Below are 26,969 nucleotides of genomic sequence, written 5' to 3'. Positions count from 1 at the left end.
AAGGGCGCCCGATCATCTCTCCGCGAGGTCAGCGGTTGACGGCCTGGTACTCCTGGACCGCCACGTCGGTGGTGGTGGCGAACGTGCCGCTGGGCAGATCGCCGCCGGTGCCGCCCGCGCCTTCCCAGCTGATCTCCCAAGTGAGAGTCGCCTTGAGGCCGTAGGAACCGTCCCGCGACGACCGCAGGTACCGCACCCCGCACGGAGGCGTCAGCTCGGCCTTGCCCCTGGCGTACGGCTCTCCGATCGACCCGTCGTCGTCGATCCCGCACTCACCGGACGCCGGAAGGCTCTCCGCGTCCTCCGTCCCCGGATCGAGGTGCAGGCTCACCGGCTTGGCGGTCGTGGTCGCCCACAGCCCGGTCCCGGGCAGACTCGCCGTGACGGAAACCGGCTTGAAGGTGCCCTTGTCCAGCCAGACCCAGGTGGGAGCGTTCACCGTCGACTTGCCGTTCGGTGCGAGGGTCACCTTGGTCGGCGGCACGACGGTCCGCTGATGGGCAAGCCCGGCGAGCGTCTCGGTGTCGATGGCCTGGGGGACGCCGGGGTTCTTGCCGTTGTCCACCCAGAAGGGTTCACGGGTGCAGGTCTTGGCCGCCGGGTCGTCCTTCATCTCCGGGTTCCTGACGGCCACCCACCACATGCCCTCGTCGTTCTTGTCGACGTTGAAGTCCTTGTAGGGATGGCCTCCCTTGTAGCGCGCCTTGAGGTCGGCGATGCCCTCGGGCGCGCCGCCGGCGGACTCGTACATGGACCACTTGGCCTCGTTGAAGGTCTTGAAGTCCTCGGCCTTCCAGTACGGCTCGTACCAGCAGGCCGGCGGCTCCCAGTCCACGGCCGTGGAGGTGATCGGACCGCTGTCCTTCACCTTGGAACCCGGGACCTTGATGGTGACGCGGGATTCCAGAGCTGAGCCGGACGCGTCGCCGGAGGTTTTCCTCTCCTGGGGGCCGATGGTGTCGAACCCGCCGGCCACGGCCGGAAGCGTCCCGAGGCCGACGAGTGCCGTGGTAAGCGCGGTCACTCCCACGCACCGGGTCAGGGCTGGCACTTCTGCGACCCCCGGTCCTCGGTGAGGTCCCACGTCTGCCAGACGCCGTCCTCGTTCTTCTTCAGGCCGAGGTTGTAGAAGACATAGCTGTTGGGCGTGGTCTTGGTGCCCTGCAGCTTGTTCGTCTCGCGGTTCTTGAGGTCGGCCTTGCTCTCGTCCACGCAGTACGTCAGAGCTGCCGACTTCTTGTCGAACACCGTCACTTGGCGGTCGAAGTAACGCAGGGTGCCGGCCCAGCTGGTCTTCTTGGCGATGGCGCCCTGCGCGTACTGGTAGATGCCCACCAGCGCGTTGTCCGTGTAGTAGAAGGCCATGCCCGACTTCTTCATGTCGCCGTAGGCCATGGCCTGCCACACCGTGCTGACGGTTCTCTCGTTGTCCGCCAGGATCGCGTCCTTGACGGCGTCGCCCGTCTGCTGCCCCTCGAAGACCAGCTTCATATCCGAAGGCAGTTTGATCTCCGGCCGATCGATCCCGTCCGCCGTCGCGGACACCGACGGCGAAGCCGATGGCGCATCGGCCGAATCCGCACCGGCGATCTTGTCGGACGACGCCCCGTCACCTCCCCCCGAGCCGCAGGCGTTCAGCAGCAGGGCCGTGGATGCGGTGAGCGCGGCTGTCACGAGCCGAGCAGGGCGGTTCACTGTGTGCTCCCGTTGAGGTGGGGGGACAAGTCAAGCGAACCAAACGCTATCCGTGGGCCGAACCGCGACGGCAACGAGGTCTTCAGCCCAGCCGCTTCGTCAGCATGTACTCCGTGATGCCCGGTGGATAGTCCGGCACCGCGCACACCACCTCGTACCCCTGCTTCTCGTAGAAGCGCGGGGCCTGGAAGTCCCATGTCTCCAGGCGGGCCGCGCGGCAGCCGCGGTCGTGGGCGGCGATGCGTTCCGCCTCGGAAAGCAACCGCGCACCCATGCCCCGGCCCCTGAGGCGTTCGTCGACCCACAGGTAGGTGACGTGCAGCCAGGTCGCCCAGGTGTAGCCGACGAGGCCGCCCGCCAGGCCGTCGTCCGTGTCGTTCACAGCCCACACGTGCAACGGGACGTCCCTTTCGTCCGGCGTCCCGCGCAGGGCGCGCAGCACCGGAGAGGCGGCCGTGTTCGTTTCCCGCAGGCGTGTACGGAGCAGATCACGTCGGGCCTTGTCGACTTCTGTCTCAAGACGGAACATGCGGCACACCATAAACGCGCAGGACAGTCAGTTCTGCAAATAACCTTCCGCTCCGGGCCCCCGGCCGTACCCTGATGAACAGCACCGGTGGGGGCCGGTGCCGATCAGGGGGCGAGACAGCCGGGTACGACACCCGGGGTGGGGGTAGCGGTTTCTGCACGGCGGCGGCCGTGCGGCTGCGGCGACCCGGCCGGACTGCTGTGAGGACGGACGGACAGATGCAGCAGATCCGGGCACCCCGGTGTCGTACTCGCGCGGTGCCGTCTTCCGACGATGGGGTATCCCCTGCTCTTCAGGAGCGTGGGGAAGGGGGTTACGTGGTTCGCATCCGAGTCCTGGTCGTCGACGACCATCGCATCTTCGCCGAGTCACTCGCGGCGGCTCTTGCCGCCGAGCCCGATGTCGAGGTCTCCGCGGCCGGCAGCGGTCCCGCCGCGCTGCGCAGCCTGGAGCGGGCGGTCGCCGAGGGGCGGCGGTTCGACGTGCTGCTCGTCGACGCCGATCTGGGCGGCAAGGTGCCGGGCGCCCGCCCGGCCGTACCCGTGCAGGAGGGCAACGAGGACGGGCTCGTGGACGGGATCTCCCTCGTCACGGGGGTGCGGTCCGCGCAGCCGAACGTACGGATCGTCGTGCTCGCCGAGAAGGACGACCCGCGCCGGGCCGCGCTCGCCCTTCAGGCCGGGGCCTGCGGGTGGGTCGCCAAGGACTGCTCGCTGTCCCGGCTGCTCACGGTCATCCGGGGCGTGCTGCGGGACGAGACGCATCTTCCGCCGGCCCTGCTGACCGGCGTGCTGCGGGAACTGACCGCCGCCCGCAAGCACCGCACGGAGAGCGAGCGGCTGGTGGAGTCCCTTACGCCGCGTGAGCGGGAAGTGCTGCGGTGCATGGTGGCGGGGCTGGGGCGCAAGGCCGTCGCCGAGCGCCTCTTCCTGTCGCCGCACACGGTGCGGACGCACATGCAGAACGTGCTGGGCAAGCTGGGCGTGCACTCCACGCTCGCCGCCGTCGCCCTGGCCCGGCGGGCCGGGGTCGGCCCCGCCGACCTAGCCGGGGATGTTGTCGAACGGGGCGGTCAGCTGGCGTAGCAGCCCCGCCAGTTCGCCGCGCTGGGCCCGGGTGAGCTCCGCGAGGATCGCGCGCTCCTGGTCCAGCAGACCCGCCAGGGCCTGGTCCGCGCGGTCCCTGCCCTCGGCCGTCAGCCGGACCAGGACGCCTCGGCGGTCGCTGGGGTCGGGGAGGCGTTCCACCAGGCCCTTCTTCGCCAGGCGGTCGATGCGGTTCGTCATCGTGCCCGATGTGACCAGGGTCTGGGTGAGGAGCTGTCCCGGCGAGAGCTGGTACGGCGTGCCCGCGCGGCGCAGCGCCGTCAGGACGTCGAACTCCCACGGCTCCAGGCCGTGCTCCGAGAAGGCCAGCCGGCGTGCCCGGTCCAGATGCCGGGCCAGTCTGCTCACGCGGCTGAGCACCTCGAGCGGTTCGACGTCGAGGTCCGGGCGCTCCCGGCGCCATGCTGCGACCAGCCGGTCGACCTCGTCCTCCATGACGATCAGTGTAGTGGTTGTGTCGACGTAGAGTCTCTTGATGTCCATTTTCTTGACGTCGAGATAAATGCGGTGTCACGCTGTGTGTGCGTCCCGTACGGCCATCATGGACACCAGGAGGACCCATGCCCCCAGCCGCCGCCCCCACCTGGGACCCCGCCCAGTACCTCCGCCACGCCGGCCACCGCGCCCGCCCCTTCGCCGACCTCCTCTCCCGCGTCCCCGACCTCCCCGGCGACCCGCCCCGCATCGCCGACCTCGGCTGCGGTCCCGGCAATGTCACCGCGCTGCTCGCCGCCCGCTGGCCCACCGCCCGGATCACCGGCTACGACAACTCGCCCGAGATGCTCGACCAGGCCCATGTGGAGCACGAGGGGCCCACCCCGGGCGGCGGCCGTCTCGACTTCGCCCACGCCGACGCACGCACCTGGACGCCGGACGAGCCCTGCGACCTGATCGTCAGCAACGCCACGCTCCAGTGGGTGCCGGGGCACCTCGACCGGTTCGCCGACTGGGTGGCCGCGCTGAAGCCCGGCGGAACCTTCGCCTTCCAGGTGCCCGGGAACTTCGACGCCCCAAGCCACCGCCTCATGCGCGACCTCGCGCACGCACCGCGCCGGCGCGACCGGCTCGCGGGCACCCTGCGCCACGGCGACGCCGTCCACACCCCCGAGGCCTACCTGGAGCGGCTCACCTCGCTCGGCTGCACCGCCGACGTGTGGGAGACGACGTACATCCACCTGCTCCAGGGCGAGGACCCCGTGCTCGACTGGGTGAAGGGGACCGGCCTGCGGCCCGTGCTGACCGCCCTCGCCGACGACCCCGAGGCGCGGGACGCCTTCGTCGCCGAGTACGGGGCCGCCCTGCGCGAGGCCTATCCGGCGGGGCCGCACGGCACGCCGTTCCCGTTCCGCAGGGTGTTCGCCGTGGCCCGGAAGGAGCACTGATGATCACCGCCCTCGACCACGTCCAGCTCGCCGCCCCGCCCGGAAGCGAGGAGCGGCTGCGGGCCTACTACGTCGCTGTCCTCGGCATGACCGAGATCCCGAAGCCGCCGACGCTCGCCCGGCGCGGCGGATGCTGGTTCCAGGCCGGTGCCGTGCAGCTGCACATCGGGATCGAGGAGGACTTCCGGGCGGCGAAGAAGGCTCATCCCGGGTTGCGGGTGACGGGCATCGACGCGTACGCCGCCCGGCTGGAGGCCCACGGGGCGCCCGTCACCTGGGACCCGGACCTGCCGGGACACAAGCGCTTCTACGCGCACGACCCCGTCGGCAACCGCCTGGAGTTCCTTGAGCCTCTAGGGGGTCCGCGCCCCTAAGCCTTGCGGCGCCCTATCAGGTGCGGCTTGGCCTCCAGGCCGTCCAGTCCGTGCCACGCCAGGTTCACCAGGTGTGCGGCCACCTCGGCCTTCTTCGGCTTGCGTACGTCCAGCCACCACTGGCCGGTCAGGGCGACCATCCCGACCAGGGCCTGGGCGTACAGCGGGGCGAGCTTGGGGTCAAACCCGCGGCTTTTGAACTCGCGGCCCAGGATGTCCTCCACCTGGGTGGCGATGTCCGAGATGAGCGAGGCGAAGGACCCCGTCGACTGGGGGATGGGGGAGTCACGGACCAGGATGCGGAAACCGTCCGTGTACTCCTCGATGTAGTCCAGCAGGGCGAAGGCTGCCTGTTCGCACAGTTCGCGGGGGTGACCGGCCGTGAGGGAGCTGGTCACCATGTCCAGCAGGCGGCGCATCTCGCGGTCCACGACCACCGCGTACAGCCCTTCCTTGCCGCCGAAGTGCTCGTACACCACCGGCTTGGAGACCCCGGCCTTCGCCGCGATCTCCTCCACCGACGTGCCCTCGAAACCCTTCGCGGCGAAGAGCGTGCGACCGATCTCCAGCAGCTGCTGGCGGCGCTCGGCACCGGTCATCCGGGTGCGACGCACTCGCCGCGGCTTGTCATTGCTGGGGGTGCTGCTCGAGTCGGTCGCCACAGCGACCATCATGCCGCCTTGACGGGCTCCTTCCCGCGCCGGGAGCCGCCTTCCCCGGTGTTACGGCGCGAATCGATACGTGAGCGTGACGGCCAGCGCACGTCGTACGCCCAGCCCAGCATTTCGAACCAGCGGATCAGCCGGGCGGAGGAGTCCAGCTGGCCGCGCATCACCCCGTGCCGCGCGGAGGTGGGGTCGGCGTGGTGCAGGTTGTGCCAGGACTCGCCGCAGGACAGGATCGCCAGCCACCACACGTTGCCCGAGCGGTCGCGCGACTTGAAGGGGCGCTTGCCCACCGCGTGGCAGATCGAGTTGATCGACCAGGTCACGTGGTGCAGCAGGGCCACCCGGACGAGCGAACCCCAGAAGAACCCCGTGAACGCGCCCCACCAGGACATCGTGACCAGCCCGCCGATCACCGCCGGAAGGGCCAGGGACACGGCCGTCCACAGGACGAACTGGCGGGAGATCGCGCGGAGCGTCTTGTCCTTGATCAGGTCCGGGGCGTACTTCTCCTGCGATGTCTGCTCCTCGTCGAACATCCATCCGATGTGCGCCCACCACAGGCCCTTCATCAGGGCCGGAAGCGTCTCGCCGAACCGCCACGGCGAGTGCGGGTCGCCCTCCGCGTCGGAGAACTTGTGGTGCTTGCGGTGATCGGCCACCCAGCGGACCAGCGGACCCTCGACCGCCATGGAGCCGGCGATCGCCAGCGCGATCTTCAGCGGCCGCTTGGCCTTGAAGGAACCGTGGGTGAAGTGACGGTGGAAACCGATCGTGATGCCGTGGCACCCCAGGAAGTAGAAGAACACCAGCAGACCGAGGTCCAGCCAGCTCACCCCCCAGCCCCAGGCCAGCGGCACGGCCGCCAGCAGCGCGAGGAACGGGACGGTGATGAAGAGGAGGAGGGCGATCTGCTCGATGGACCGCTTCCGCTCGCCGCCCAGCGTGGCGACGGGAGCTTGATCGGTGGCCTGACCGGACGCCTTCGGGGCGTTCTCGATCACGTCGGAACTACTGGTCATACGCGTCCCCTGGGGGGTATGTGGATGGTGGAGAGGGTGCCGGGTCACGGGAACCCCGCGGTGCTTCCTACGGTTCCGTAACCTACGGCTTCGTAAGTATGGCAGCGCGGCGCCCGGCGGCAAGAGCCCGCGAGCCTGCGCGTCCCGGCCGACACCTATCCTGGAGTCGGTCGGACAGCGCGGTCCGCTCTGATTTCCTCCCGGATGTCCGATCCGTATGCGGCACCCGCCGCGCGAGACGCCGTCCGGGTACCCCCTCCCAGACGAGCTTCAACACTGCAAGGAGCCGCACCTGTGAGCAGTGCCGACGACCAGACCACGACGACGAGCAGTGAGCTGCGTGCCGACATCCGCCGACTGGGTGACCTCCTCGGAGAGACCCTCGTCCGGCAGGAGGGCCCGGAGCTCCTGGAACTCGTCGAGAAGGTCCGCCGCCTCACCCGTGAGGACGGCGAGGCCGCCGCCGAGCTGCTGCGCGGCACCGAACTCGACACCGCGGCCAAGCTGGTCCGCGCCTTCTCCACCTACTTCCACCTGGCCAACGTCACCGAGCAGGTCCACCGCGGCCGCGAGCTGCGCGCCCGCCGCGCCGCCGAGGGCGGACTGCTCGCCCGTACGGCCGACCGGCTCAAGGACGCCGACCCCGAGCACCTGCGCGAGACGGTCCGCAACCTCAACGTCCGCCCCGTCTTCACGGCCCACCCCACCGAGGCCGCGCGCCGGTCGGTCCTGAACAAGCTCCGGCGCGTCGCCGCGCTCCTGGAGACCCCCGTCATCGAGTCCGACCGCCGCCGCCTCGACATCCGGCTGGCCGAGAACATCGACCTCGTCTGGCAGACCGACGAACTGCGCGTCGTGCGCCCCGAGCCCGCCGACGAGGCCCGCAACGCCATCTACTACCTCGACGAACTGCACGCGGGCGCCGTCGGCGACGTCCTGGAGGACCTCACCGCGGAACTGGAGCGCGCCGGCGTCAAGCTCCCCGACGACACCCGCCCCCTCACCTTCGGCACCTGGATCGGCGGCGACCGCGACGGCAACCCCAACGTCACCCCCCAGGTCACCTGGGACGTCCTCATCCTCCAGCACGAACACGGCATCAACGACGCGCTGGACACGATCGACGAGCTGCGCGGCTTCCTGTCCAACTCCATCCGCTACGCCGGCGCCACCGAGGAACTGCTGAGCTCCCTCCAGGCCGACCTGGAGAACCTCCCCGAGATCAGCCCCCGCTACAAGCGCCTCAACGCCGAGGAGCCCTACCGGCTCAAGGCCACCTGCATCCGGCAGAAGCTGGAGAACACCAAGCAGCGCCTCGCCAAGGGCACCGCGCACGTGCCCGGCCGCGACTACCTCGGCACCAGCGAGCTGATCAGCGACCTGCGGATCATCCAGACCTCACTGCGCGAGCACCGCGGCGGCCTCTTCGCCGACGGCCGCCTCGCCCGCACCATCCGCACCCTCGCCGCCTTCGGCCTCCAGCTCGCCACCATGGACGTACGCGAACACGCCGACGCCCACCACCACGCCCTCGGCCAGCTCTTCGACCGCCTCGGCGAGGAGTCCTGGCGGTACGCGGACATGCCCCGCGACTACCGCACCAAGCTGCTCGCCAAGGAACTGCGCTCCCGCCGCCCCCTCGCCCCCACCCCGGCACCCGTGGACGCCCCCGGCGAGAAGACCCTCGGCGTCTTCCAGACCGTCAAGCGGGCCCTGGAGGTCTTCGGACCCGAGGTCATCGAGTCGTACATCATCTCCATGTGCCAGGGCGCCGACGACGTCTTCGCCGCCGCCGTCCTCGCCCGCGAAGCCGGCCTCATCGACCTGCACGCCGGCTGGGCCAAGATCGGCATCGTGCCCCTGCTGGAGACCACCGACGAGCTCAAGGCCGCCGACACCATCCTCGAGGACATGCTCTCCGACCCGTCCTACCGGCGCCTCGTCGCGCTCCGGGGCGACGTCCAGGAGGTCATGCTCGGCTACTCCGACTCCTCCAAGTTCGGCGGTATCACCACCAGCCAGTGGGAGATCCACCGCGCCCAGCGCCGCCTGCGCGACGTCGCCCACCGCTACGGCGTCCGCCTGCGCCTCTTCCACGGCCGCGGCGGCACCGTCGGCCGCGGCGGCGGCCCCACCCACGACGCCATCCTCGCCCAGCCCTGGGGCACCCTGGAGGGCGAGATCAAGGTCACCGAGCAGGGCGAGGTCATCTCCGACAAGTACCTCATCCCGTCCCTGGCCAGGGAGAACCTGGAGCTGACGGTCGCGGCCACCCTCCAGGCCTCCGCCCTGCACACCGCACCCCGCCAGTCCACCGAGGCCCTCGCCCGCTGGGACGCCGCGATGGACGTCGTCTCCGACGCCGCCCACGCCGCCTACCGCCGCCTCGTCGAGGACCCCGACCTGCCGACGTACTTCCTCGCGTCGACACCGGTGGACCAGCTCGCCGACCTGCACCTGGGCTCCCGGCCCTCCCGCCGCCCGGGCTCCGGCGTCTCGCTCGACGGCCTGCGCGCCATCCCCTGGGTGTTCGGCTGGACCCAGTCCCGGCAGATCGTCCCCGGCTGGTTCGGCGTCGGCTCCGGCCTCAAGGCACTGCGCGAGGCGGGCCTGGACACCGTGCTCGACGAGATGTACGGACAGTGGCACTTCTTCCGCAACTTCATCTCCAACGTCGAGATGACCCTGGCCAAGACCGACCTGCGGATCGCCCAGCACTACGTCGACACCCTCGTCCCCGACGAACTCAAGCACGTCTTCGACACCATCAAGGCCGAACACGAACTGACCGTCGCCGAGGTTCTCCGCGTCACCGGCGAGAACGAACTGCTGGACGCCGAGCCCGTCCTCAAGCAGACCTTCGCCATCCGCGACGCCTACCTCGACCCCATCTCCTACCTCCAGGTCGCCCTGCTCAAGCGGCAGCGCGACGCGGCCGCCGCCGGCGAACAGCCCGACCCGCTCCTCGCCCGCGCCCTGCTCCTCACCGTCAACGGCGTGGCAGCGGGCCTGCGCAACACCGGCTGACCCATTCCCCGGACACGACCGTGCCCCCGAGCCCGTACAGGCTCGGGGGCACGGCGCGCTCCACGTCAGCCGCGGCCGAGCCTCCGGCGACGCACCACCAGGAACCCACCGCCGGCGACCAGCACCGCCGCCACACCGGACAGCACACCCACCGGCGCCCCGCTGCCCGTCTCGGCGAGATCACCACCCGCACCGCCCTGCGGCGACGACGAAGGCGACGAGGACGCGGTCACACCCCCGCCGGCCGACGAACTCGGGGACGCCGACGATCCCGGCCCCGCCGACGGCGACTCGGACGCCCCGGACGACGGCGATTGCGAAGCCGACCCGGACGGCGTCGAACCGCCGGGCCCCTCCTCGTCCTCACAGTCCGTCCAGAACACCTTGTGCTTGGCGGCACCCTTCTCGCCGTCGAAGTTCCAGAACAGCTTGTAGTGCCCGTCGGGCAGCGACAGATCCTCCGTACGGCCGTGGCCCTCGGCGTCCAGCGTGAGCGCACCGGACTTCACCGTCTCCCCCTTGTTCTCGCTCGGGGGGATCGCGTCGATGTGCCAGTCGACCTCCTGGACGCCGTCGAAACCGAAGGCGTCCAGGTAGAAGGTGCACACATGCGGCTCGTTGCGGCGCAGCTCCTCATCCGTCGAAGCATCGTGGATCTTGACCGTGCCGTTGTCACCGGGAGGGCTCGCGTGGGCGGCCGGAGCGAGCAGGAGGACCGCGGAAGCGGCGGCGCAGACAGCACCGGCGCGCATGAGGGTTCGCATCGAGGATCGTCCATCTTCGTGAAGTGACCGGGAAGATGTGGAGGGGGCGGCTCAGCTTCCAGCCTCGTCCGAGGGCCCGTCAATCACGAACCGACAACGCTCGCCCCCCACAGAAAGGGAGAACGCCCGAACCCCTCAGACAGTCACGAAAGCCGCCGTCAGCAACGCCATGCCCGACAACGCCATCACCCACGCCGCCCGCGTGCGCAGCAGACCACCCGCCACCACCACCGACGCCAGCAACAGCGCACCACCCAGCGGAATCCACGCGTACAGCACCCCGGCCGGACCCGACCGCACCGCGTCATCACTGCCCGGCTTCACGACCACCGTGTAGGTCCGGCCCTTCTGCACCGCGACCGACTTCTCCAGAACCACCTGCGACCGGGGCTGCCAACCCTCCGACAACGGCGAGTACCGGCCCGTGCACGTGTCCGGCCCGCACCGCGTCACCTCCACCGTGCCGCGCTCCCGGCCCTTCGTCAGCATCACGTGCTGCGCCGTACCCCACGACGCCCACACACCCGCGATCAGGATCAGCACCGCGACCGCGCCCATCGCCGCGAACCGCCCGAACCGCAGCACGGCATGAGCGCTCTGGTGAGTGGCGGCGACAGAGGCAGGCATGGCCGGGATCATTGGCCATACCCGCACGGCCGGTCAACTCCCCTGGGCGACAAGTCAGGAGTTGTACGTACTCTGCGCCCGCTCCAGCCCCTCGATCACCAGACACTCCACCGCGTCCGCCGCCCGGTCCACGAAGTAGTCCAGCTCCTTGCGCTCCGCCGACGAGAAATCCCGCAGCACGAAATCCGCCACCGGCATCCGCCCCGGCGGTCGGCCGATCCCGAACCGCACCCGGTGATAATCCGCCCCGAACGCCTTCGTCATCGACTTCAGCCCGTTGTGCCCGTTGTCCCCGCCACCCAGCTTCAGCCGCAACACCCCGTAATCGATGTCCAACTCATCATGAATCGCCACCACATGGGCGACCGGCACCTTGTAGAAATCCCGCAGCGCGTTCACCGGCCCGCCCGACAGATTCATGTACGACATCGGCTTCGCCAGGATCACCCGCCGGCTCAGCGGCCCCGGCGGCCCGATCCGGCCCTCGACGACCTGCGCCTGCGCCTTCCCGGCCCGCTTGAACCTCCCCCCGACCCGGTCCGCCAGCAGATCGGCCACCATGAAACCCACGTTGTGCCGGTTCCCCGCGTACTCCGGCCCCGGATTGCCCAGCCCCACGATCAGCCACGGAGCGGCCGCATCGGTCGTCACGTCCATGTCTCCTTCATACGCGTCGGCCGCTGCTCCGCACCGGAACAGCGGCCGACGAAACGACGACGAAGAGGATCAGGCCTCGGCGGCCTCGCCGCCCTCGGACTCCTCGCCCTCGGTCTCCTCGGCCTGCGCGGCCAGGACCTGCAGAACGACGGTGTCACCCTCGACGTCCAGCGTCGTGCCCTTCGGCAGCGGGATGTCCTTGGCGAGGACGGAGTCACCCGCCGTCAGACCCTCGACGGAGACCGTCACGGACTCCGGGATGTGCGTCGCCTCGGCCACCACCGGCAGCGCGTTCAGCACGTGCTCCAGCAGGTTGCCGCCCGGAGCCAGCTCACCCTCGGTGTGCACGTAGATCTCGACGTTGACCTGCTCGCCGCGCTTCACCAGCTGCAGGTCCACGTGCTCCAGGAAACCCTTCAGCGGGTCACGCTGCACGGCCTTCGGAATCGCCAGCTCGTTCTGCTTGCCGTCGATGTCCAGCGCGATCAGCACGTTCGGCGTACGCAGCGCCATCAGCAGGTCGTGACCCGGCAGGGTCAGGTGCAGCGGGTCCGAACCGTGCCCGTACAGGACACCCGGAACCTTGTCTTCACGACGGATACGGCGCGCGGCACCCTTGCCGAACTCGGTGCGCGTCGCGGCGGAGATCTTCACCTCGGACATACTCACTCCTCGAAGTCAGAAACGGACGTGGTCACCCGGCCACGAACGGCCTGCTACGAAGAGCGCGTCGATAACGGACAGCCGCACAAACTTCCAGAAGAAGCGGTACGGCCTCCCTCGCCGAGCAACTTCAGCAGTCTACTCGGCGAGGGAGGCCGCACCCAAAACGATCTACAGCAGCCCGACCAGGGGCTCCTACTGCTCGTCGAACAGGCTCGTCACCGAACCGTCCTCGAACACCTCACGCACCGCACTCGCGATCGTCGGCGCGATCGACAGCACCGAGATCTTGTCCAGGTCCGCGCTCAGCTCACCCGGCGTCGGCAGCGTGTTCGTGAACACGAACTCACTCACCCGCGAGTTCTTCAGCCGGTCCGCCGCCGGACCCGACAGCACACCGTGCGTCGCCGTCACGATCACGTCCTCCGCGCCGTGCGCGAACAGCGCGTCCGCCGCGGCACAGATCGTCCCGCCCGTGTCGATCATGTCGTCCACCAGGACACACACGCGCCCCTTCACCTCACCCACGACCTCGTGGACGGTGACCTGGTTCGCGACGTCCTTGTCCCGGCGCTTGTGCACGATCGCCAGCGGCGCGCCCAGCCGGTCGCACCAGCGGTCGGCCACCCGCACCCGGCCCGCGTCCGGAGACACGACCGTCAGCTTCTGGCGGTCCACCTTCCGGCCCACGTAGTCAGCCAGCAGCGGCAGCGCGAACAGATGATCCACCGGACCGTCGAAGAAGCCCTGGATCTGGTCCGTGTGCAGATCCACGGTCAGCAGCCGGTCCGCACCCGCGGTCTTCATCATGTCCGCGATCAGACGCGCCGAAATCGGTTCACGTCCCCGGTGCTTCTTGTCCTGCCGCGCGTAACCGTAGAACGGCACGATGACGGTGATGGAGCGGGCCGACGCGCGCTTCAGCGCGTCGATCATGATCAACTGCTCCATGATCCACTTGTTGATCGGAGCCGTGTGGCTCTGGATCAGGAAGCAGTCGGCACCACGTGCCGACTCCTGATAGCGCACATAGATCTCACCGTTCGCGAAGTCGAAGGCCTTCGTCGGGACAACCCCGACACCCAACTGCTGGGCGACCTCCTCGGCAAGCTCGGGGTGGGCGCGGCCGGAGAAGAACATCAACTTCTTCTCGCCGGTCGTCTTGATCCCGGTCACAGCACTGTCTCCTCAGAGGTGTCGCAGCTGGGGTTTCGAGAGACCTCTCAGCCGGCTTGCGAGAGGCCGTCTCAGCTGATGGGGGTGCGGGTATGCACTTATCACCGTACGCCGTGTTTGAGGCACCGGTTTCCGGTCACCCCTCCTCGGCCGACCCCCGGGAAGCCGCCTCGGCCGCCTTCGCGGCCGCGCTCCCCGGACGCTTCCGAGCCACCCAACCCTCGATATTCCGCTGCTGACCACGGGCCACGGCCAGCGAACCGGGCGGCACATCCTTGGTGATCACGGACCCGGCGGCGGTGTACGCGCCGTCCCCGACCGTGACAGGCGCCACAAACATGTTGTCCGAGCCCGTACGGCAATGCGAACCGATGGTCGTGTGGTGCTTCTCCTGACCGTCGTAGTTCACGAACACGCTCGCCGCACCGATGTTGGAGAACTCACCGATCGTCGCGTCACCGACATAGGAGAGGTGAGGCACCTTCGTCCCCTCCCCGATCGACGCGTTCTTCGTCTCGACGTACGTCCCGATCTTGCCCTTCGCGCCGAGCCGCGTCCCCGGACGCAGATACGCGTACGGCCCGACGGACGCCCCGGGCCCCACCTCCGCACCCACCGCCACGGTGTTGTCGACACGCGCACCGGCATCCACCCGGGTGTCGGTCAGCCGGCAGTTGGGCCCGACCTCCGCGCCCTCCCCGAGATGCGTCGACCCGTGCAGCTGCGTGCCCGGATGCACGACGGCGTCCTGCTCGAACGTCACCGTGACGTCGATCCACGTGGTCGCCGGGTCGAGCACCGTCACACCGGACAGCATCGCCTCGGTCAGCAGCCGGTCGTTGAGGATCCGACGGGCCTCGGAGAGCTGCACACGGTTGTTGATGCCGGCGATCTCACGGTGGTCGCCCGCCACGGACGCCCCGACCCGGTGCCCCGCCTCGCGCAGGATGCCGAGGACATCGGTCAGGTACTCCTCGCCCTGGCTGTTGTCCGTCCGCACCTTCTTCAGCGCGTCGGCGAGCAACTGCCCGTCGAACGCGAACACCCCCGAGTTGATCTCCCGGATCGACCGCTGGGCCTCGGTGGCGTCCTTGTGCTCCACGATCGCCGTCACGGCACCCGAGTCGTCCCGCACGATCCGGCCGTAGCCGGTCGCGTCCGGCACCTCGGCGGACAGCACGGTGACCGCGTTGCCGTCCTCGGTGTGGGTGGCGGAAAGGACCCGCAGCGTCTCGCCGGTCAGCAGGGGAGTGTCCCCGCACACGACGACCACCGTCCCGTCGACGGATCCGCCGAGCGCCTCCAGTCCCATCCGTACGGCGTGCCCCGTGCCGTTCTGCTCCGCCTGTACCGCCGTGCGGACGTCCGGGGCGATCTCGGCGAGGTGGGCGGTGACCTGCTCACGGGCGTGGCCGACCACGACGACCAGGTTCTCGGGGTCCAGCTCGCCTGCGGCGGCGAGCACGTGTCCCACGAGACTGCGGCCGCAGAGCTCGTGCAGGACCTTGGGTGTGGCCGACTTCATACGGGTGCCCTCACCCGCTGCGAGAACGACGACGGCTGCCGGGCGGTTGGCGCTCACGGGATGCCCTTCGGCTGTGGATGGGGTGGGGTGACATCCGCAGGATACCGGGGGGTTTTGTGGGCGTGTGGGTGTAGGCCCCGACGTGACAGTCGGGGCCTGGGCGTAACCAGCTCCCCCATCAGGATTTGAACCTGAACTTAAGGGACCAAAACCCTCAGTGCTGCCTGATTACACCATGGGGGATGAAACTCGACTGAACCGGACATTCGGTTAGATCGCCGAGTCGGCTCCCAACACTATGCCGTACCAAGCGCCCTCCGTGCGACGGTACAACTCGGCGCTCTTGGTGACGTAAATGGCCAAGCAGCCTCGATAGGAGTCGCCGACGTTCTTGCGGACCGTTCTGGGGTTGTGCTTCTTGAGTGTCGTGCGTCGGAAGGCTGTGGCGTCCATGCCGGCGAGCTGGGCCCAGTAGGCCTCGGCTCCCGTCACGTCCGCCGACTCGTGGATGCAGACGCGGAACCGGAGGCGGTCGCGCTCGACGCCCAGCGACTCGAGCCAGTGCAGGTAGAAGCGGATGACGTTCGGGTCGCTGTTGATGAACTGGAGATTCTCGCGGCATTGTCGGCTATGCGCCTTGTCCTTGGCGCCCTCGGCCCAGTAGAGGACGACTCCTGCGACGAACAGCTCTCGCGGTGAGAGCTCGCCGGTCGTTGTTGAAGATCTTCAGCTCGTCGCGGATCTGTCGAAGGCTGTAGCCCGACCGCCGCAGCGCCACCGCCTTCTCCCGCAGTCCCTCGAAGTCGGCGTATTTGCCGGGGGCATGTGTCATACGCATACCGTCCGGGTGGAATGGAGGGCTCCAGGGTCGAACGGTGAGCGATTCAGCAGTTCGAGGGATTTCGGGCCGTATCGCAGCCGAACGGTCACGGAGTGTGGTGGGGGCAAGTCCGGGAAATGCGCCGGAAAACCGGCTGCGGGCGCCCGTAGGCTGGAGGCATGACCGCGACGGGGGAAGACCATGTGACGGCCCGGGGAGGGCCGTGGTGGTGGGCCAGACGGCGTAGTGCCGTGTTCGATGTGAGTCTGGCCGTGGTGTCCGCGCTGGAGTGCGGGGCCGAGGGCTTTCCGTTCGCCAGGGACGCGGGGGTCCCGGTGGCCGCGGGGGTCGTTTTCGGTGTGCTGGCCGGGTCCGTGCTGCTCGTGCGGCGGCGGTGGCCGATCGCCGTCGTCCTGGTCTCGATCGCCATCACGCCCGCCCAGATGGGTTTCCTGATGGGCGTCGTCGGCCTCTACACCCTGGCCGCGGCCGAGCTGCCCCGGCGGATCATCGGCTCGCTGGCGGGGATGTCGCTGGTGGGGACGCTCATCGTGACGTTCGTGAAGACGCGGCAGGACATGGTGCGGGGCGATCTGGATCTGGGGGACTGGTTCGTGCCGTTCGCGGCGATCACGATGTCGCTCGGTTTCACGGCGCCTCCGGTGCTGCTGGGTCTGTACGTGGGGGCCCGGCGGCGGCTGATGGAGAGTCTGCGGGAGCGTGCGGACAGTCTGGAGCGGGAGCTTCAGCTGCTGGCCGAGCGGGCGGAGGAGCGGGCCGAGTGGGCCCGGAACGAGGAGCGGACGCGGATCGCCCGGGAGATGCACGACGTCGTCGCGCACCGGGTGAGTCTGATGGTGGTGCATGCAGCGGCGCTGCAGGCGGTGGCGCGGAAGGATCCCGAGAAGGCCGTGCGGAACGCCGCGCTGGTGGGGGACATGGGGCGGCAGGCGCTGACCGAGTTGCGGGAGATGCTCGGGGTGCTGCGCAGTGGCGGGGACGCGCGGCGTGAGCGTGCCGCCTCGGTGCCGCTGGCGGCGGTGGGGGTGGCTGCCGCGGCGGCGGCTTCGCGGGCGGCTGATGACGAGGGGCCGTGTCTGGCGGAGATCGAGGATCTGGTGGGGCAGTCGGCCGCCGCGGGGATGGTGGTGGATCTGACGGTGGAGGGGGATGCGCGGTCGTATGCGCCGGAGGTGGAGCAGACGGCGTACCGGGTGGTGCAGGAGGCGTTGACGAACGTCCACAAGCACGCGGCCGGGGCGAAGACGTATGTGCGGCTGGCGCATCGGGTGTCGGAGATCGCGATGCAGGTGGAGAACGAGCCGCCGGAGGAGGCGGCGTCGTCGGCGCGGTTGCCGTCCGGGGGGAACGGGCTGGTGGGGATGAAGGAGCGGGTGGCCGCGCTGGGCGGGGTGTTCGTGTCCGGGCCGACGGATGCGGGGGGTTTTCGGGTGTCTGCGGTGATTCCGGCGTCGTAGCCGCGCCCGCGGCTTTGTGCTGCTGTGGTCAGCCCGTGGTCAGGCGGGTCGGTTCCGTGCCGGCGATGAGGGTGGACAGGGCCTGGTCGATGTCGGGGCCGAGGTACCAGTCGCCGGTGTGGTCGAGGGTGTAGACGCGGCCTTGGGTGTCGATGGCGAGGAGGGCCTGGCTGTCGGTTTCGGCGCCGAGGGGGCAGACCTCGGTGCCGAGGGCGCGGCCGAGGTCGCCGAGGGTGCGGGCCATGTGGAGGCCGTGCAGCGGGTCCAGGTGGAGGGTGGCGGGGGCGACTTGGCGGCCGGGGCCGGTGGGGGTGATGTGGAGGCCGCCGAATTCGGCCCAGGCTTCGACGGCCGCGGGGAAGACGGTGTGGCGGTGGCCGGCGGGTGAGGCGTGGTCGCGCAGGGCGTCGGCCCAGATCTCGGCCTGTTTGATGTCCCAGCGTCCGGGTTGCCAGCCGGCGGCGCGCAGGGCGGCGTCGACGGTTACGGCGAAGCGGGTGGTGGACGTGCGGTCGGTGTGCATCTGCCCTTCGTCTCGTCGAGGTCATGGGTGGCGGGCGCGGGGGTGCCGGCGGTGTTTCGGTGTGCGTGGGGGCGTGTCAGCCGGTCGTGGCGGCCGGGTCGACTATGCGGACGCCGAAGTGGGCGCTGAGCGCGGTGCAGGCGCGGCAGGGGGTGGCGAAGCTGCCGTGGAGGGGGTCGCCGTCCTCGCGGATGCGGCGGGCGGTGAGTTTGGCCTGTTTGAGGGCTTTGCGGGCTTCGCCGTTGGTCATGGGTTTGCGGGCGGCGCGTTTGCTGCGGGCGGCGTCGGCGGCGGCGATGTGCCGGGAGATGAGGATGGTCTCGGCGCAGCGGCCGGTGAAGCGGTCGCGCTGGGCGCTGGTGAGAGTGTCCAGGAAGTCCTGGACGAGGGGGTGCAGTGCGGGGGGTGTGTCGCCGCGGGCGGCGGTGCCGGTGAGGGTGGCGCCGCGGACGGAGAGGGCGGCGGCGACGGTGGGGAGGATGCCGTCGCGGCGGTGGTGGAGGACGGGGGCGTGGGCGGCTTCGGTGGCGCTCCAGCCGATGCGGGGGTCGCCGCCTCTGGGGTCGCGGGTGCGCGGGTCGCCGTCTCGTGGGGCACCGCCCCGGGGGTCGCCGTGTCGCGGGTCGGCGGACCTGCCGGTGTGTGGTCCCGTCTGTGTCGCGTTCATGATCGTATTCCCCTCCGTGCATCCCCCCGGGGGTCACAGACTGCCAAATGGCGTGGCTGGTGCGGAAGCTGGGGCGCGGTGACACGCCCGTACCGGGGCGTGCCGTCACGGTGGGGTGACGGCTGGTCACGGAGGCGGTCGGGCGGCCGACCGGTGCCGGTGACCGGTGTCGTCGTACCGCATAGGCTGTCGGCACCGCGATCCACGTGGTTGACGCGTGGGTTCGGACGTGACAGTCGATACGGGGCGTAGTGGGCCAAGAGGGGTCACTGCGGGTCGTACAGAGTGCCGCAGGGGGCAACCGCCATGACGACAGGTCGGCTCGGGCAGCAAGCCGCGCCGCCGAACGCGGCCTACGCCGGGCAGGTCGTGCATTTCCCGGATCCGGTCCGGGCGGCGCGTCACCCGAGAGGGGTACGGGTCGACGAGCGTGGTTACCCCGACTTCTCGCCCTACGCGCGTGCGGCCGCGGAGATCGCGGAGCCGCCGGAGGGTTTCGGTGTGGACGAGTTGCGGCTGACGGACTACGTGTCGGCGAACATGGCGCTGGCGTCGTCCGGGCACGAGCTGTGGGACACGGTGCCGGCGGTGGCGACGCCGCACGGCTGGACGTGGCACCACGCGGTGGGCACGCGGCGGCTGGAGCTGGTGCCGGTCGAGGTGAAGGCGTTGCTGCGGCACCACGGTGGTGTGGCGACGTCGGGCGTCGACCAGTCCAAGCGGGGCACGCGGCCGTTGCAGGAGACGCGTCCGGCGCACTTCGGGCTGCCGAAGTCGGGCGTGGCGGTGACGGAGTCGCAGGTGCAGGGGGCCGAGGAGGATCTCGGCTACCGGCTGCCGGGGCCGTACCGGTCGTTCCTGAAGGCGGCGGGGGGTTGTGCGCCGGTGGGTGCCGCGCTGGACGCGGAGCTGGGTCTGCTGATCGACCAGCCGTTCTTCACCGTGCGGGACGAGGCGGCCGTGAACGACCTGGTGTACGTCAACAAGTGTCTGCGTGACCATCTGACCAAGGACTATCTGTGTGTCGGGTTCGTCCAGGGCGGGCTGCTGGCCGTGAAGGTGAAGGGCGAGCGGATCGGTTCGGTGTGGTTCTGCGCGTACGACGACGCCCGGGACGTGGATCCCTCGCTGCCGCCGGCGGAGCGGGTGGAGCGGCTGCTGCTGCCGTGCGGGGACGACTTCGACGTCTTCCTGTCGCGGCTGGCCGGTAATCCGCCGGAGTTGGAGACGGTGGCGAATCTGATGGTGGACGGCGGGTTCGCGCGTGTGGTGCCGGTGGGTGCGGTGTCGTCCTCGGCCATGGGGGAGTGACTTCAGCGATGGTGACGTTCGCGCAGGCGCAGGAGCGCGCGGAAGAGTGGATCAACGGGGATGTGCCGTCGTACCAGCATCGTGAGGTGCGGGTGCGGGAGTTCGACCTCGGGTTCGTGGTGTGGGCCGAGGACCGGGCGGACGGGCCGCGTTCCGACGGTGGCGCGCAGCGGCTGGTGATCGCGCGGGACAGCGGTGAGGCGACGCTGTGGCCCGGGCTGCCGGTGGGTGAGGTGATCCGCCGGTACGAGGAGGAGTACGGCCGTCCGGACACGGCGGAGGAGCCGGCGCCGGCTCCTGCGGCCAGGGTGGATCTGAACCAGACGTCGTTCCTGCTGACTCCGCCGGAGTGGTTGCAGGACGCGGCGGACAAGCTGGGGATTCCGGACCGGCGGGGGGCTGGTACGCAGGGGGGTGCGGGCGCGGGTGCCGCGCCGGCTTCTGCTTCTGCTGGTGCCGGGGCTGGTGATTCCGGTTCTGGTGCCTCGTGGCCTGCTGCCGTGGGGAGCGACTCGGGGGGTGACTCAGGGGCGGGGGCGCCGGGTGCGCCTGCCGGGGCTACGCCCTGGGCGGGTACGGACACCAACGGCGATGCCGGTGACGACCGTTCCGTACCGCTGCCCGCGACGGTCTTCGCACCGCCGCTGAGTGAGACCGACGGTGACACGCCGCCGCCGCCACCGACGACGACGCCGGAGGCCAAGACGGCGCTGCTGTCGGGCGGCAGCCAGCTTCCGCCGACGGCGGTGTCACCGGCGATCGACGAGCCGAACGCGCAGGGCGGTGCGGGTGCGGGTGCGGCCGGGGCTGCCGGTCCCGCCGGGTCTGCCGGTCCCGCCGGTCCCGCCGGGCCTGCCGGTGTGCCGCAGCCGCCGGCCGGGCCGGGTGCGCCTGCGCGGCCGCTCGCGCCGAACGCCGGGGACATCGCCGACGCCGCGACGAGCAAGGCGACTCCGCCGCCGGGTCGTGTACGGGGTTCGGGTCCGACGACGCCGCCTCCGCCGGGCGCTCCCGGGACGCCGGGTGCGCGGCCGGGCGGTACGCCTCCGCCGTCGGGGCCCGGTGCGCCGGGCACGCCCGCGGGTGGTTACGTGCCGACGCAGCTTGTGTCGGCGCTTGGGCCGGAGGGGCCCGCGGCGCCTGGGGGCCCCGGCAGTGAGGGCGCAGGTGCGCCGCTGCCTCCTCAGCAGCCGCCGGGGCCTCCTGGTGCGCCGAACCAGCCTGGTGCGGCGAATCCGCCCGGTGCGCCGCAGCCTCCTGGCGCCCCGAATCCTCCTGGCGCCCCGAATCCGCCCGGCGCTCCCGGTGGTACGCCCCCGGGTGGTGTCCACCATGCGGCGACGATGCTGGCCGACCCCGGTCGGGGCGCACCGGGCGCGCCGCAGCCGCCCGGGCCTCCTGCTCCTCCGCGCGCGCCTGGTGCACCCGGAGGGCCTGGTGGCCCTGGTGGTCCGGGAGCCCCCCAGCCGCCCGGCGCGCCGGGTGCTCCCGGCGGCCCGGGTCCCGTGCATCACGCGGAGACCATGCTGGCCACGCCTCCGGCGGGTGGCCCCGGCGTGCCCCCGCCGCCGCAGGCACCCGGAGCACCACCCGCCGCCCCGGGTGCCCCGGGCGCTCCTGGTGTGCCCGGTGCGCCGCCGATGCCGCCGCCCGGTGGAATGCCGGGAGGGATGCCGGGTGCGGTGCCGCCCGGTGCGATGCCGCAGGGCGGGATGCCGCCCGGCCCCATGCCCCCGGGTGGGATGCCGCCCGGCGCGATGCCGCCGCCCGGTCAGCCCGCCCCCGGTCAGCCTCCGGCGTACGGCTATCCGCAGCAGCCCACCGGGCAGCCGACGGTCGGGCCCGGCTACCAGGCCGTGCTGCGCTACCGCGCGCAGGACGGGTCCGAGCAGCAGCTGATCCGGCGTTCGGCGCCGGGTACGCCGCACCCGGAATGGCAGATCTTCCACGAGCTGCGGGCCATGAACGTGCCGCCGGACCAGGTGCTGGAGCTGCACACCGAGCTGGAGTCGTGCGAGCTGCCGGGTGCGTACTGCGCGCGGATGATCCGGGAGCAGTGGCCGCAGGCGCGGATCACGAGCATCGCGCCGTACGGTACGGACCACGCGAGCCGGCAGCAGGGCATGCAGCAACTGCTGGCCCACCAGGGTGAGTTGCACCAGGTGGCGGACGGTCCGGCGCGTCCGGCTCCGGTGCGGGCGCCGTTGCCGCCGGTGCAGGCGGTGCCGCCGATTCCGCCGGAGGCCATCGCGCAGGAGCTGGGTGCCGCGTTCGGGCCGGGGGTGTTCCGGTTCGAGCAGGCCGCCGTGTCCCGGCAGGGTGTGCCGCCGGTCGTGGCGCACACGCTGGTGGCGGCGGGCCTGCCGATGGACATGGGCCCCTTCTTCTGGGCGCAGGCGCAGCCGGGCCGGCCCGTTCCGACGCTGGCGGAGCTGGCGGCCGAGCGCGGTGTGCAGCCGGCCTCGGACGCGGGTTCCTACCTGGTGATGGGCAGCGACTTCGGCAAGGCGATCTGTGTGCAGTACGGCACGGCGAACATCGTCGCCGTGCCGGTGGAGGCGGGGCCGGGCGGGGCGCCCGTACCGCCGCAGTTCGTGAACACCGGGCTGCCGGAGTTCGCGCGCTGTCTGGCGCTGCTCGGGCGGATGTGGCGGCTGCGGTTCGGTCTGAACCAGGAGCAGGCGGGCCGTTGGACCGTCGACTTCCAGGCGCAGTTGGCCGCGCTCGACCCGGCGGCGCTGGGGTCGCCGGAGAGCTGGTGGTCGGTGCTTCTGGAGCAGATGTGGGACGGGCTGCTGTGAGGCGTCGCCGCTGAGATGTCCTGTGGAGCCGGGTCCGGTCGGTCGTGAGGCCATCGGGCCCGGTTTTTTCTCGCCGGACTGTCACACATTCCTGCGCCGCTCCGTCGGTGAGGTGACGGCGAATCACCGCAGACGCAGGAGGCAGCGATCATGCAGGCACGGATGACCAACCCGGCGTACGTCCTTCCCGGCGCGATGAAGGGCATCGGCACCCTCTTCCAGGCGATCGGGGAGGGCGGGCTTCAGCAGGACGTGGCGGAGTTCGTCGGGCTGCGCGCCAGTCAGATCAACGGATGCGGGGCCTGTGTGCACGGGCACACCGACAACCTCCGCAAGGCCGGGGTGAGCGAGGAGCGCATCGCGGCCGTCGCCGCTTGGCGGCACGCACCCTTCTTCTCGGACGCCGAGCGCGCCGCGCTGAAGCTGACGGAGGCGATGACGCGCCTCTCGGATCTGTCGGAGGAGTCGGTTCCGGACGCGCTGTGGGACGAGGTGGCCGACCACTTCGACGAGAAGGAGATCTCGGCGCTGATCCTCACCGTCGCGGTCACCAACATGTTCAACCGCATCAACACGACCATCAAGGAGCCCGCGGGCACCACGTGGGGCTGACGGCCGTACGGCCTCTGTGCGGAGTGTCGCGTTATGAGGACTTCCGTCTGATCCACCAAGATGTGCGCGAAATCATCCCGTTTCGTGCCCGATCGCGCGTCGGCGTGGTGGAGAGGGGCCCCGGCATGAGCAGCCCATCGGTGTCCCCGCACGGCTTCCTGGCCGTGCGGGGGCGCGGTTACCGTCCCGAGCAGGTCGACGAGTACGCCGAGGCCCTCTCCGAGGATCGTGACGCGGCCTGGGAGAGGGCGGCCCGGCTGACGGTGCTCGCCCGGCAGATGGACGCGGAGCTGGAGCGGCTGCGGGACGCCGTCGCGCGGCTGGTCCCGCAGACCTACGAGTCGCTCGGGGAGCGGGCGCGGCGGCTCTTCGAACTCGGCCGGGAGGAAGCGGCGGCCGTACGGGAGGGGGCGCGGCGGGAGGCGCGGGAACTCGTGGACGGAGCGTGCGCGTCCGCGGCCGGCGTGCGCGAGTCAGCGCAGGCACAGGCCGACGCGGTACGCGCTGACGCCGACGAACGCGTCCGGCAGCGGCTGCTCGCGGCGCGCGCCGAGGCCGACGAGATCCGGACCGCGGCCGGTCGTGAGGCCGATGAGCGGCGGGGCGAGGCGCTGGCCGCGTTGCGGGAGATGCGGGAGCGCACCTCCGGGATGCTGGCCGATCAGGCCAGGGAACACGCCGAGCGGTGGGAGAAGTGGGACGAGGAGGACGCCGCCCGGGCCGCCGCGCTGGACGCCCGCCACGCGGAAGCGGTGACGCGCGCCGAGCGCGCGCTGACCGAGGCCGAGCAGGCCTTCGCCGACGCCGATGACGCCGCCCGGCACCAGCAGGACGAGGCTTCCGAGCGCGCCGCGGAGCTGCTCGCCGAGGCCCGCCGCCACGCTGAGTCCGTCGAGCAGGAGACGGAACGCGTGCTGCGCGAGCACGCCGAGCGTGGGGACGCCGCGCGGGCCCATATCGACCGCGTACACACGAGCCTGACGGCGTGGGCGGGGCGGGCGGCGGCCGAGTGATGGGTTGGTACGGGCCGGGGCTGCCGGGCTGATGGGACGTCGGGCGCCTGGGTGCCGCGCCTTCGTGTCGCCACCGCCTGGCCCGATGCCCTGTGGACGCCACCGCCTGGCCCGACGCCCAGTGGCCGCCGCCTGACCCAACCCCGAGCGGCCGCCGCCGGCCGAACCCCCAGCGGATGCCGCCTGACCCGCCCCCCCAGCGGACGCCGCCGCCCAGCCCAACCTCCCGCGGCCGCCGCCCGGCCCGACGCCCAGCGGCCGCCGCCGCCCGGCCCAACCCCCGGCGGACGCCGTCGGCGGCGGTACGGAAGCCCAGGTTGCCCGCCGCCGTGTCCTGCGTGTCAGCGGTCCCTGCGTACCGCGCCTGCCAGGATCCAGCCCTCCACCGCCTCGTACTCGTGGCGTTGTTCCTCCGACTTGCGGCGGCCGGAGGCCAGGGTGCCCAGCCAGCCGCAGGCGAAGCCCAGGGGGATGGAGAGCAGGCCGGTCGTGGTGAACGGGAACCAGTTGAAGTCGGCGTCGGGGAAGGCGGAGACGGGCGAGCCGGAGACCAGGTTGGTGCCCGGCATCAGCAGCAGGACCGCCAGCGAGCCGCCGATGAGGGTGCTCAGCAGGCCCGTCCGCGTGTAGCGGCGCCAGAAGAGGCTGTAGACCAGCGCGGGCGCGATGGCCGAGGCGCCCAGGCAGAACGACAGCGTCACCAGAGGCTGCAGGCTGCGATGCTGGACGAGCGTGGCCAGGAGGATCGCCGGGATGCCCACTGCCAGTGCGGAGAGGCGGGCCAGCGTCATCTCGCGGCGGGGTGACATCTCCCGCACTCGCGCCGCGAACACGTCGTGCGCGAGGGAGTTGGCGCAGGCGAGGATCATCCCGGCGACCGAGGCGAGCAGCGTGAGGAAGACCGCCGTGGTGACGGTCGTGAACAGGAACGTCTCCGCCGACGACACGTCCGCGCCGAACGCCGCCTGCGATCCCAGCAGGTACGCCGTGTTGCCCTGCGGGTCGACCTGCGCGATCACCGCCCGGCCGATCAGCGCGGTCGCGCCGAAGCCGACGACCGTGATGATGATGACGAACAGGGCCACTCCCGACACCGCCCAGGACATCGAACGCCGCACCTGCCGGGCGCTGGAGGCGGTGTACATGCGCATGGTGATGTGCGGCAGGACGCCGCCCCCGAGGACCACCGTCAACTGCGCGGTGATCATGTCCAGGTCGGGGCTGGGACCGCCCGCGAACTGCAGGCCCGAGGAGAGGAACGCCGAGCCCACACCGCTGTTCGCGGCGGCCGCGTCGAACAGGGCCCCCGGGTCCCAGTCGAACCGGTTGAGGATCAGCACGGCGATCACCGTGCCGGAGCCGAGCAGCATCACGATCTTCAGGATCTGGATGAGGGCGGTGCCCTTCATCCCGCCGATCGCCGCGTAACTGATCATCAGCGCGCCCACGCCGATGATGCAGCCCGTCTGCAACGACTCGCCGGAGAAGCCGAGGACGAACGCCATCAGCTGCCCGGTCCCCGCCAGTTGCACGACCATCAGCGGCAGCAGCGCCGCGAGGGTCACCCCACAGGCCGCGATCCGTATGCCGCGTCCCGGCATACGGCGGGTCAGCGCGTCGCCCATGGTGAACCGGCCGGCGTTGCGCAGCGGTTCGGCCAGCAGGAACATCAGCAGCATCAGCGACAGCGCCGTACTGAGGGCCAGTACGGTCCCGTCGTAGCCGAACAGGGCGATCACGCCGCCCGTGCCGAGGACGGTCGCGGCGGAGATGTAGTCGCCGGCGATCGCCAGGCCGTTGCGCATGGGGGACAGGGAGCTGTAGCCGGTGTAGAACTCGTCGAGGTCGTCCCGGTCCGGGCCCGTCATCACGCACAGCAGGAGCGTGATCGTCGCCACCGCCGTGAAGCCCACGAGCGACATCGCCTGGGCGTTGCCGCTGAACTCGGTGGTCACCGCGTTCCCTCCCGCCTGGCGTCCAGTTCGGCCTGCTTGCGTATCCGGTCGGCGATCGGGTCGACGCGGCGGCGGGCCGTCTGCTCGTACAGGACGATCGCCAGCCAGGTCACGGGGACCTGGACGAGCGCGAGCAGCAGACCGGTGGGCAGGCCGTCGGTGACGGTGCTCGTCATGAAGGAGGGGGCGAACGCCGACAGGATCAGGAACAGGACGAAGTAGCCGAGCGCGGTGAGCGTGGCCACGCGCCGCTGCCAGCGGTAGGCGCTGCGCAGCACCCGCAGGTCGCTGTGGTGCCCGAGCGCGGCGTGGCGCTGGGGACGCCGGCCGGCCGGTTCGGGCTCCTGCTGCGGCACCCAGGGGTAGGTGTCGTAGGAGGGCGAGGAATCCGGCGGGCGGTACGGGTAGGACGGTGGCGGCGGGTCGTAGGACATCCCGGTGCTCCTTGCGCGGGTCGGTTCCGGTGCGGCGGACCGCAGGAGGTGGGGGGTGAGCGGCCACGCACGTTACTTCGGAGTACCCGGGCAGCGCGAGGGTTTCGGCAAACTGATTGGTCGGTATGCGCTTGCCTTTTTGA

The 26,969-nt window shown here is 70.8% G+C and carries 25 protein-coding genes and 1 pseudogene; 9 read left to right on the top strand and 17 right to left on the bottom strand.

Annotated elements, in window-relative coordinates; translation table 11 throughout:
• Nucleotides 1-28 precede the first annotated feature (28 nt).
• The 3 genes from ABZ192_RS23235 to ABZ192_RS23225 all read right to left on the bottom strand — a co-directional run bounded on the left by ABZ192_RS23235 (nucleotide 29) and on the right by ABZ192_RS23225 (nucleotide 2,236).
• A complete protein-coding gene (locus tag ABZ192_RS23235) occupies nucleotides 29-1,024 on the bottom strand; it encodes a hypothetical protein (protein ID WP_356926361.1) in 996 nt (331 codons plus the stop codon).
• A gap of 14 nt (nucleotides 1,025-1,038) precedes the next feature.
• Nucleotides 1,039-1,695 carry a hypothetical protein gene (locus tag ABZ192_RS23230; protein ID WP_356926360.1) on the bottom strand — a complete coding sequence of 219 codons (657 nt, stop codon included), beginning with the start codon at nucleotides 1,693-1,695 and terminating at the stop codon, nucleotides 1,039-1,041.
• 82 nt (nucleotides 1,696-1,777) lie between these two features.
• Nucleotides 1,778-2,236 carry a GNAT family N-acetyltransferase gene (locus tag ABZ192_RS23225; RefSeq protein WP_356926359.1) on the bottom strand — a complete coding sequence of 153 codons (459 nt, stop codon included), beginning with the start codon at nucleotides 2,234-2,236 and terminating at the stop codon, nucleotides 1,778-1,780.
• A gap of 305 nt (nucleotides 2,237-2,541) precedes the next feature.
• Here ABZ192_RS23225 and ABZ192_RS23220 point away from each other — a divergent pair, with 305 nt between their 5' ends.
• Entirely contained in the window at nucleotides 2,542-3,309 is a 768-nt protein-coding gene (locus ABZ192_RS23220) for a response regulator transcription factor (RefSeq protein WP_356926358.1), read from the top strand.
• Here ABZ192_RS23220 and tamR read toward each other — a convergent pair.
• Entirely contained in the window at nucleotides 3,268-3,765 is a 498-nt protein-coding gene (gene tamR / locus ABZ192_RS23215) for a MarR family transcriptional regulator TamR (RefSeq protein ID WP_010035221.1), read from the bottom strand. The two genes, ABZ192_RS23220 and tamR, sit on opposite strands and share 42 nt — an antisense overlap.
• A 125-nt stretch (nucleotides 3,766-3,890) precedes the next feature.
• Between tamR and ABZ192_RS23210 the strand changes: the two genes are divergently transcribed.
• Both ABZ192_RS23210 and ABZ192_RS23205 read left to right on the top strand, forming a co-directional pair.
• Nucleotides 3,891-4,712 carry a trans-aconitate 2-methyltransferase gene (locus ABZ192_RS23210; protein ID WP_356926357.1) on the top strand — a complete coding sequence of 274 codons (822 nt, stop codon included), beginning with the start codon at nucleotides 3,891-3,893 and terminating at the stop codon, nucleotides 4,710-4,712.
• On the top strand, nucleotides 4,712-5,086 hold the full coding sequence (locus ABZ192_RS23205; protein WP_356926356.1) for a VOC family protein: 375 nt from the start codon (nucleotides 4,712-4,714) through the stop codon (nucleotides 5,084-5,086). Before ABZ192_RS23210 ends, ABZ192_RS23205 begins: the two co-directional genes overlap by 1 nt.
• On the opposite strand, the gene ABZ192_RS23200 is transcribed toward ABZ192_RS23205, so the two are convergent.
• Nucleotides 5,083-5,760: a TetR/AcrR family transcriptional regulator gene (locus tag ABZ192_RS23200; RefSeq protein ID WP_037668217.1), complete on the bottom strand. Its 678-nt coding sequence runs from the start codon at nucleotides 5,758-5,760 to the stop codon at nucleotides 5,083-5,085. The genes ABZ192_RS23205 and ABZ192_RS23200 overlap by 4 nt on opposite strands.
• Complete coding sequence (locus ABZ192_RS23195) at nucleotides 5,757-6,773, bottom strand: fatty acid desaturase (protein ID WP_356926355.1); 1,017 nt, start codon at nucleotides 6,771-6,773, stop codon at nucleotides 5,757-5,759. The genes ABZ192_RS23200 and ABZ192_RS23195 overlap by 4 nt, the downstream gene beginning before the upstream one ends.
• 294 nt (nucleotides 6,774-7,067) lie before the next feature.
• Here ABZ192_RS23195 and ppc point away from each other — a divergent pair, with 294 nt between their 5' ends.
• The gene (ppc, locus tag ABZ192_RS23190) at nucleotides 7,068-9,800 is read left to right on the top strand and encodes a phosphoenolpyruvate carboxylase (RefSeq protein WP_356926354.1); all 2,733 of its coding nucleotides are present in this window, start codon (nucleotides 7,068-7,070) and stop codon (nucleotides 9,798-9,800) included.
• Nucleotides 9,801-9,865: 65 nt separating this feature from the next.
• Here the strand turns inward: ppc and ABZ192_RS23185 are convergent, their stop codons facing one another.
• The 7 genes and pseudogenes from ABZ192_RS23185 to ABZ192_RS23155 form a co-directional block, all read right to left on the bottom strand.
• Nucleotides 9,866-10,564 (bottom strand): LPXTG cell wall anchor domain-containing protein, encoded by a 699-nt coding sequence (locus ABZ192_RS23185; protein WP_356926353.1) that lies wholly within the window; start codon nucleotides 10,562-10,564, stop codon nucleotides 9,866-9,868.
• Between the two features lie 135 nt (nucleotides 10,565-10,699).
• Complete coding sequence (locus tag ABZ192_RS23180; protein ID WP_356926451.1) at nucleotides 10,700-11,203, bottom strand: hypothetical protein; 504 nt, start codon at nucleotides 11,201-11,203, stop codon at nucleotides 10,700-10,702.
• A gap of 42 nt (nucleotides 11,204-11,245) precedes the next feature.
• Nucleotides 11,246-11,848 (bottom strand): aminoacyl-tRNA hydrolase, encoded by a 603-nt coding sequence (gene pth, locus ABZ192_RS23175; RefSeq protein ID WP_356926352.1) that lies wholly within the window; start codon nucleotides 11,846-11,848, stop codon nucleotides 11,246-11,248.
• Nucleotides 11,849-11,917: 69 nt separating this feature from the next.
• The gene (locus ABZ192_RS23170; RefSeq protein ID WP_356926351.1) at nucleotides 11,918-12,511 is read right to left on the bottom strand and encodes a 50S ribosomal protein L25/general stress protein Ctc; all 594 of its coding nucleotides are present in this window, start codon (nucleotides 12,509-12,511) and stop codon (nucleotides 11,918-11,920) included.
• A gap of 195 nt (nucleotides 12,512-12,706) precedes the next feature.
• The gene (locus tag ABZ192_RS23165; protein WP_306966257.1) at nucleotides 12,707-13,687 is read right to left on the bottom strand and encodes a ribose-phosphate diphosphokinase; all 981 of its coding nucleotides are present in this window, start codon (nucleotides 13,685-13,687) and stop codon (nucleotides 12,707-12,709) included.
• 136 nt (nucleotides 13,688-13,823) lie between these two features.
• The gene (gene glmU / locus ABZ192_RS23160; protein ID WP_356926350.1) at nucleotides 13,824-15,269 is read right to left on the bottom strand and encodes a bifunctional UDP-N-acetylglucosamine diphosphorylase/glucosamine-1-phosphate N-acetyltransferase GlmU; all 1,446 of its coding nucleotides are present in this window, start codon (nucleotides 15,267-15,269) and stop codon (nucleotides 13,824-13,826) included.
• A 213-nt stretch (nucleotides 15,270-15,482) separates the two neighbouring features.
• Nucleotides 15,483-16,044, bottom strand: a pseudogene (locus ABZ192_RS23155) (hypothetical protein).
• A 167-nt stretch (nucleotides 16,045-16,211) separates the two neighbouring features.
• Here ABZ192_RS23155 and ABZ192_RS23150 point away from each other — a divergent pair.
• A complete protein-coding gene (locus tag ABZ192_RS23150) occupies nucleotides 16,212-17,510 on the top strand; it encodes a histidine kinase (RefSeq protein ID WP_356926349.1) in 1,299 nt (432 codons plus the stop codon).
• Between the two features lie 28 nt (nucleotides 17,511-17,538).
• On the opposite strand, the gene ABZ192_RS23145 is transcribed toward ABZ192_RS23150, so the two are convergent.
• Nucleotides 17,539-18,033 (bottom strand): SUKH-3 domain-containing protein, encoded by a 495-nt coding sequence (locus ABZ192_RS23145; RefSeq protein ID WP_356926348.1) that lies wholly within the window; start codon nucleotides 18,031-18,033, stop codon nucleotides 17,539-17,541.
• Nucleotides 18,034-18,109: 76 nt separating this feature from the next.
• Entirely contained in the window at nucleotides 18,110-18,700 is a 591-nt protein-coding gene (locus ABZ192_RS23140) for a YwqJ-related putative deaminase (RefSeq protein WP_356926347.1), read from the bottom strand.
• 306 nt (nucleotides 18,701-19,006) lie between these two features.
• Between ABZ192_RS23140 and ABZ192_RS23135 the strand changes: the two genes are divergently transcribed.
• From ABZ192_RS23135 to ABZ192_RS23120, 4 genes are all read left to right on the top strand, one after another.
• On the top strand, nucleotides 19,007-20,011 hold the full coding sequence (locus tag ABZ192_RS23135; protein WP_356926346.1) for an SMI1/KNR4 family protein: 1,005 nt from the start codon (nucleotides 19,007-19,009) through the stop codon (nucleotides 20,009-20,011).
• Between the two features lie 8 nt (nucleotides 20,012-20,019).
• Entirely contained in the window at nucleotides 20,020-22,812 is a 2,793-nt protein-coding gene (locus tag ABZ192_RS23130; protein ID WP_356926345.1) for an SUKH-4 family immunity protein, read from the top strand.
• Nucleotides 22,813-22,962: 150 nt separating this feature from the next.
• Nucleotides 22,963-23,424: a carboxymuconolactone decarboxylase family protein gene (locus ABZ192_RS23125; protein WP_356926344.1), complete on the top strand. Its 462-nt coding sequence runs from the start codon at nucleotides 22,963-22,965 to the stop codon at nucleotides 23,422-23,424.
• Between the two features lie 125 nt (nucleotides 23,425-23,549).
• Complete coding sequence (locus ABZ192_RS23120) at nucleotides 23,550-24,437, top strand: cellulose-binding protein (RefSeq protein ID WP_356926343.1); 888 nt, start codon at nucleotides 23,550-23,552, stop codon at nucleotides 24,435-24,437.
• 341 nt (nucleotides 24,438-24,778) lie between these two features.
• Here ABZ192_RS23120 and ABZ192_RS23115 read toward each other — a convergent pair whose 3' ends face one another.
• Both ABZ192_RS23115 and ABZ192_RS23110 read right to left on the bottom strand, forming a co-directional pair.
• The gene (locus ABZ192_RS23115) at nucleotides 24,779-26,392 is read right to left on the bottom strand and encodes a cation acetate symporter (RefSeq protein WP_356926342.1); all 1,614 of its coding nucleotides are present in this window, start codon (nucleotides 26,390-26,392) and stop codon (nucleotides 24,779-24,781) included.
• The gene (locus ABZ192_RS23110; RefSeq protein ID WP_356926341.1) at nucleotides 26,389-26,826 is read right to left on the bottom strand and encodes a DUF485 domain-containing protein; all 438 of its coding nucleotides are present in this window, start codon (nucleotides 26,824-26,826) and stop codon (nucleotides 26,389-26,391) included. The genes ABZ192_RS23115 and ABZ192_RS23110 overlap by 4 nt, the downstream gene beginning before the upstream one ends.
• Nucleotides 26,827-26,969: the final 143 nt, after the last annotated feature.

The sequence above is a fragment of the Streptomyces sp. NPDC006235 genome, from assembly GCF_040613735.1.
Taxonomy (GTDB): domain Bacteria; phylum Actinomycetota; class Actinomycetes; order Streptomycetales; family Streptomycetaceae; genus Streptomyces.
This window is presented reverse-complemented; position numbering and strand designations above follow the sequence as displayed.

What these genes read in the sequence shown, in the direction of transcription:
- ABZ192_RS23195 (WP_356926355.1), bottom strand. Translation starts at nt 6,773, where the DNA reads ATGACCAGTAGTTCCGACGTGATCGAGAACGCCCCGAAGGCGTCCGGT.
- ABZ192_RS23180 (WP_356926451.1), bottom strand. Translation starts at nt 11,203, where the DNA reads ATGATCCCGGCCATGCCTGCCTCTGTCGCCGCCACTCACCAGAGCGCT.
- ABZ192_RS23225 (WP_356926359.1), bottom strand. Translation starts at nt 2,236, where the DNA reads ATGGTGTGCCGCATGTTCCGTCTTGAGACAGAAGTCGACAAGGCCCGA.
- ABZ192_RS23130 (WP_356926345.1), top strand. Translation starts at nt 20,020, where the DNA reads ATGGTGACGTTCGCGCAGGCGCAGGAGCGCGCGGAAGAGTGGATCAAC.
- ABZ192_RS23125 (WP_356926344.1), top strand. Translation starts at nt 22,963, where the DNA reads ATGCAGGCACGGATGACCAACCCGGCGTACGTCCTTCCCGGCGCGATG.
- ABZ192_RS23140 (WP_356926347.1), bottom strand. Translation starts at nt 18,700, where the DNA reads ATGAACGCGACACAGACGGGACCACACACCGGCAGGTCCGCCGACCCG.
- ABZ192_RS23110 (WP_356926341.1), bottom strand. Translation starts at nt 26,826, where the DNA reads ATGTCCTACGACCCGCCGCCACCGTCCTACCCGTACCGCCCGCCGGAT.
- ABZ192_RS23120 (WP_356926343.1), top strand. Translation starts at nt 23,550, where the DNA reads ATGAGCAGCCCATCGGTGTCCCCGCACGGCTTCCTGGCCGTGCGGGGG.
- ABZ192_RS23210 (WP_356926357.1), top strand. Translation starts at nt 3,891, where the DNA reads ATGCCCCCAGCCGCCGCCCCCACCTGGGACCCCGCCCAGTACCTCCGC.
- tamR (WP_010035221.1), bottom strand. Translation starts at nt 3,765, where the DNA reads ATGGAGGACGAGGTCGACCGGCTGGTCGCAGCATGGCGCCGGGAGCGC.
- ABZ192_RS23185 (WP_356926353.1), bottom strand. Translation starts at nt 10,564, where the DNA reads ATGCGAACCCTCATGCGCGCCGGTGCTGTCTGCGCCGCCGCTTCCGCG.
- ABZ192_RS23145 (WP_356926348.1), bottom strand. Translation starts at nt 18,033, where the DNA reads ATGCACACCGACCGCACGTCCACCACCCGCTTCGCCGTAACCGTCGAC.
- ABZ192_RS23205 (WP_356926356.1), top strand. Translation starts at nt 4,712, where the DNA reads ATGATCACCGCCCTCGACCACGTCCAGCTCGCCGCCCCGCCCGGAAGC.
- ABZ192_RS23150 (WP_356926349.1), top strand. Translation starts at nt 16,212, where the DNA reads ATGACCGCGACGGGGGAAGACCATGTGACGGCCCGGGGAGGGCCGTGG.
- ABZ192_RS23135 (WP_356926346.1), top strand. Translation starts at nt 19,007, where the DNA reads ATGACGACAGGTCGGCTCGGGCAGCAAGCCGCGCCGCCGAACGCGGCC.
- ABZ192_RS23170 (WP_356926351.1), bottom strand. Translation starts at nt 12,511, where the DNA reads ATGTCCGAGGTGAAGATCTCCGCCGCGACGCGCACCGAGTTCGGCAAG.
- pth (WP_356926352.1), bottom strand. Translation starts at nt 11,848, where the DNA reads ATGGACGTGACGACCGATGCGGCCGCTCCGTGGCTGATCGTGGGGCTG.
- ABZ192_RS23200 (WP_037668217.1), bottom strand. Translation starts at nt 5,760, where the DNA reads ATGATGGTCGCTGTGGCGACCGACTCGAGCAGCACCCCCAGCAATGAC.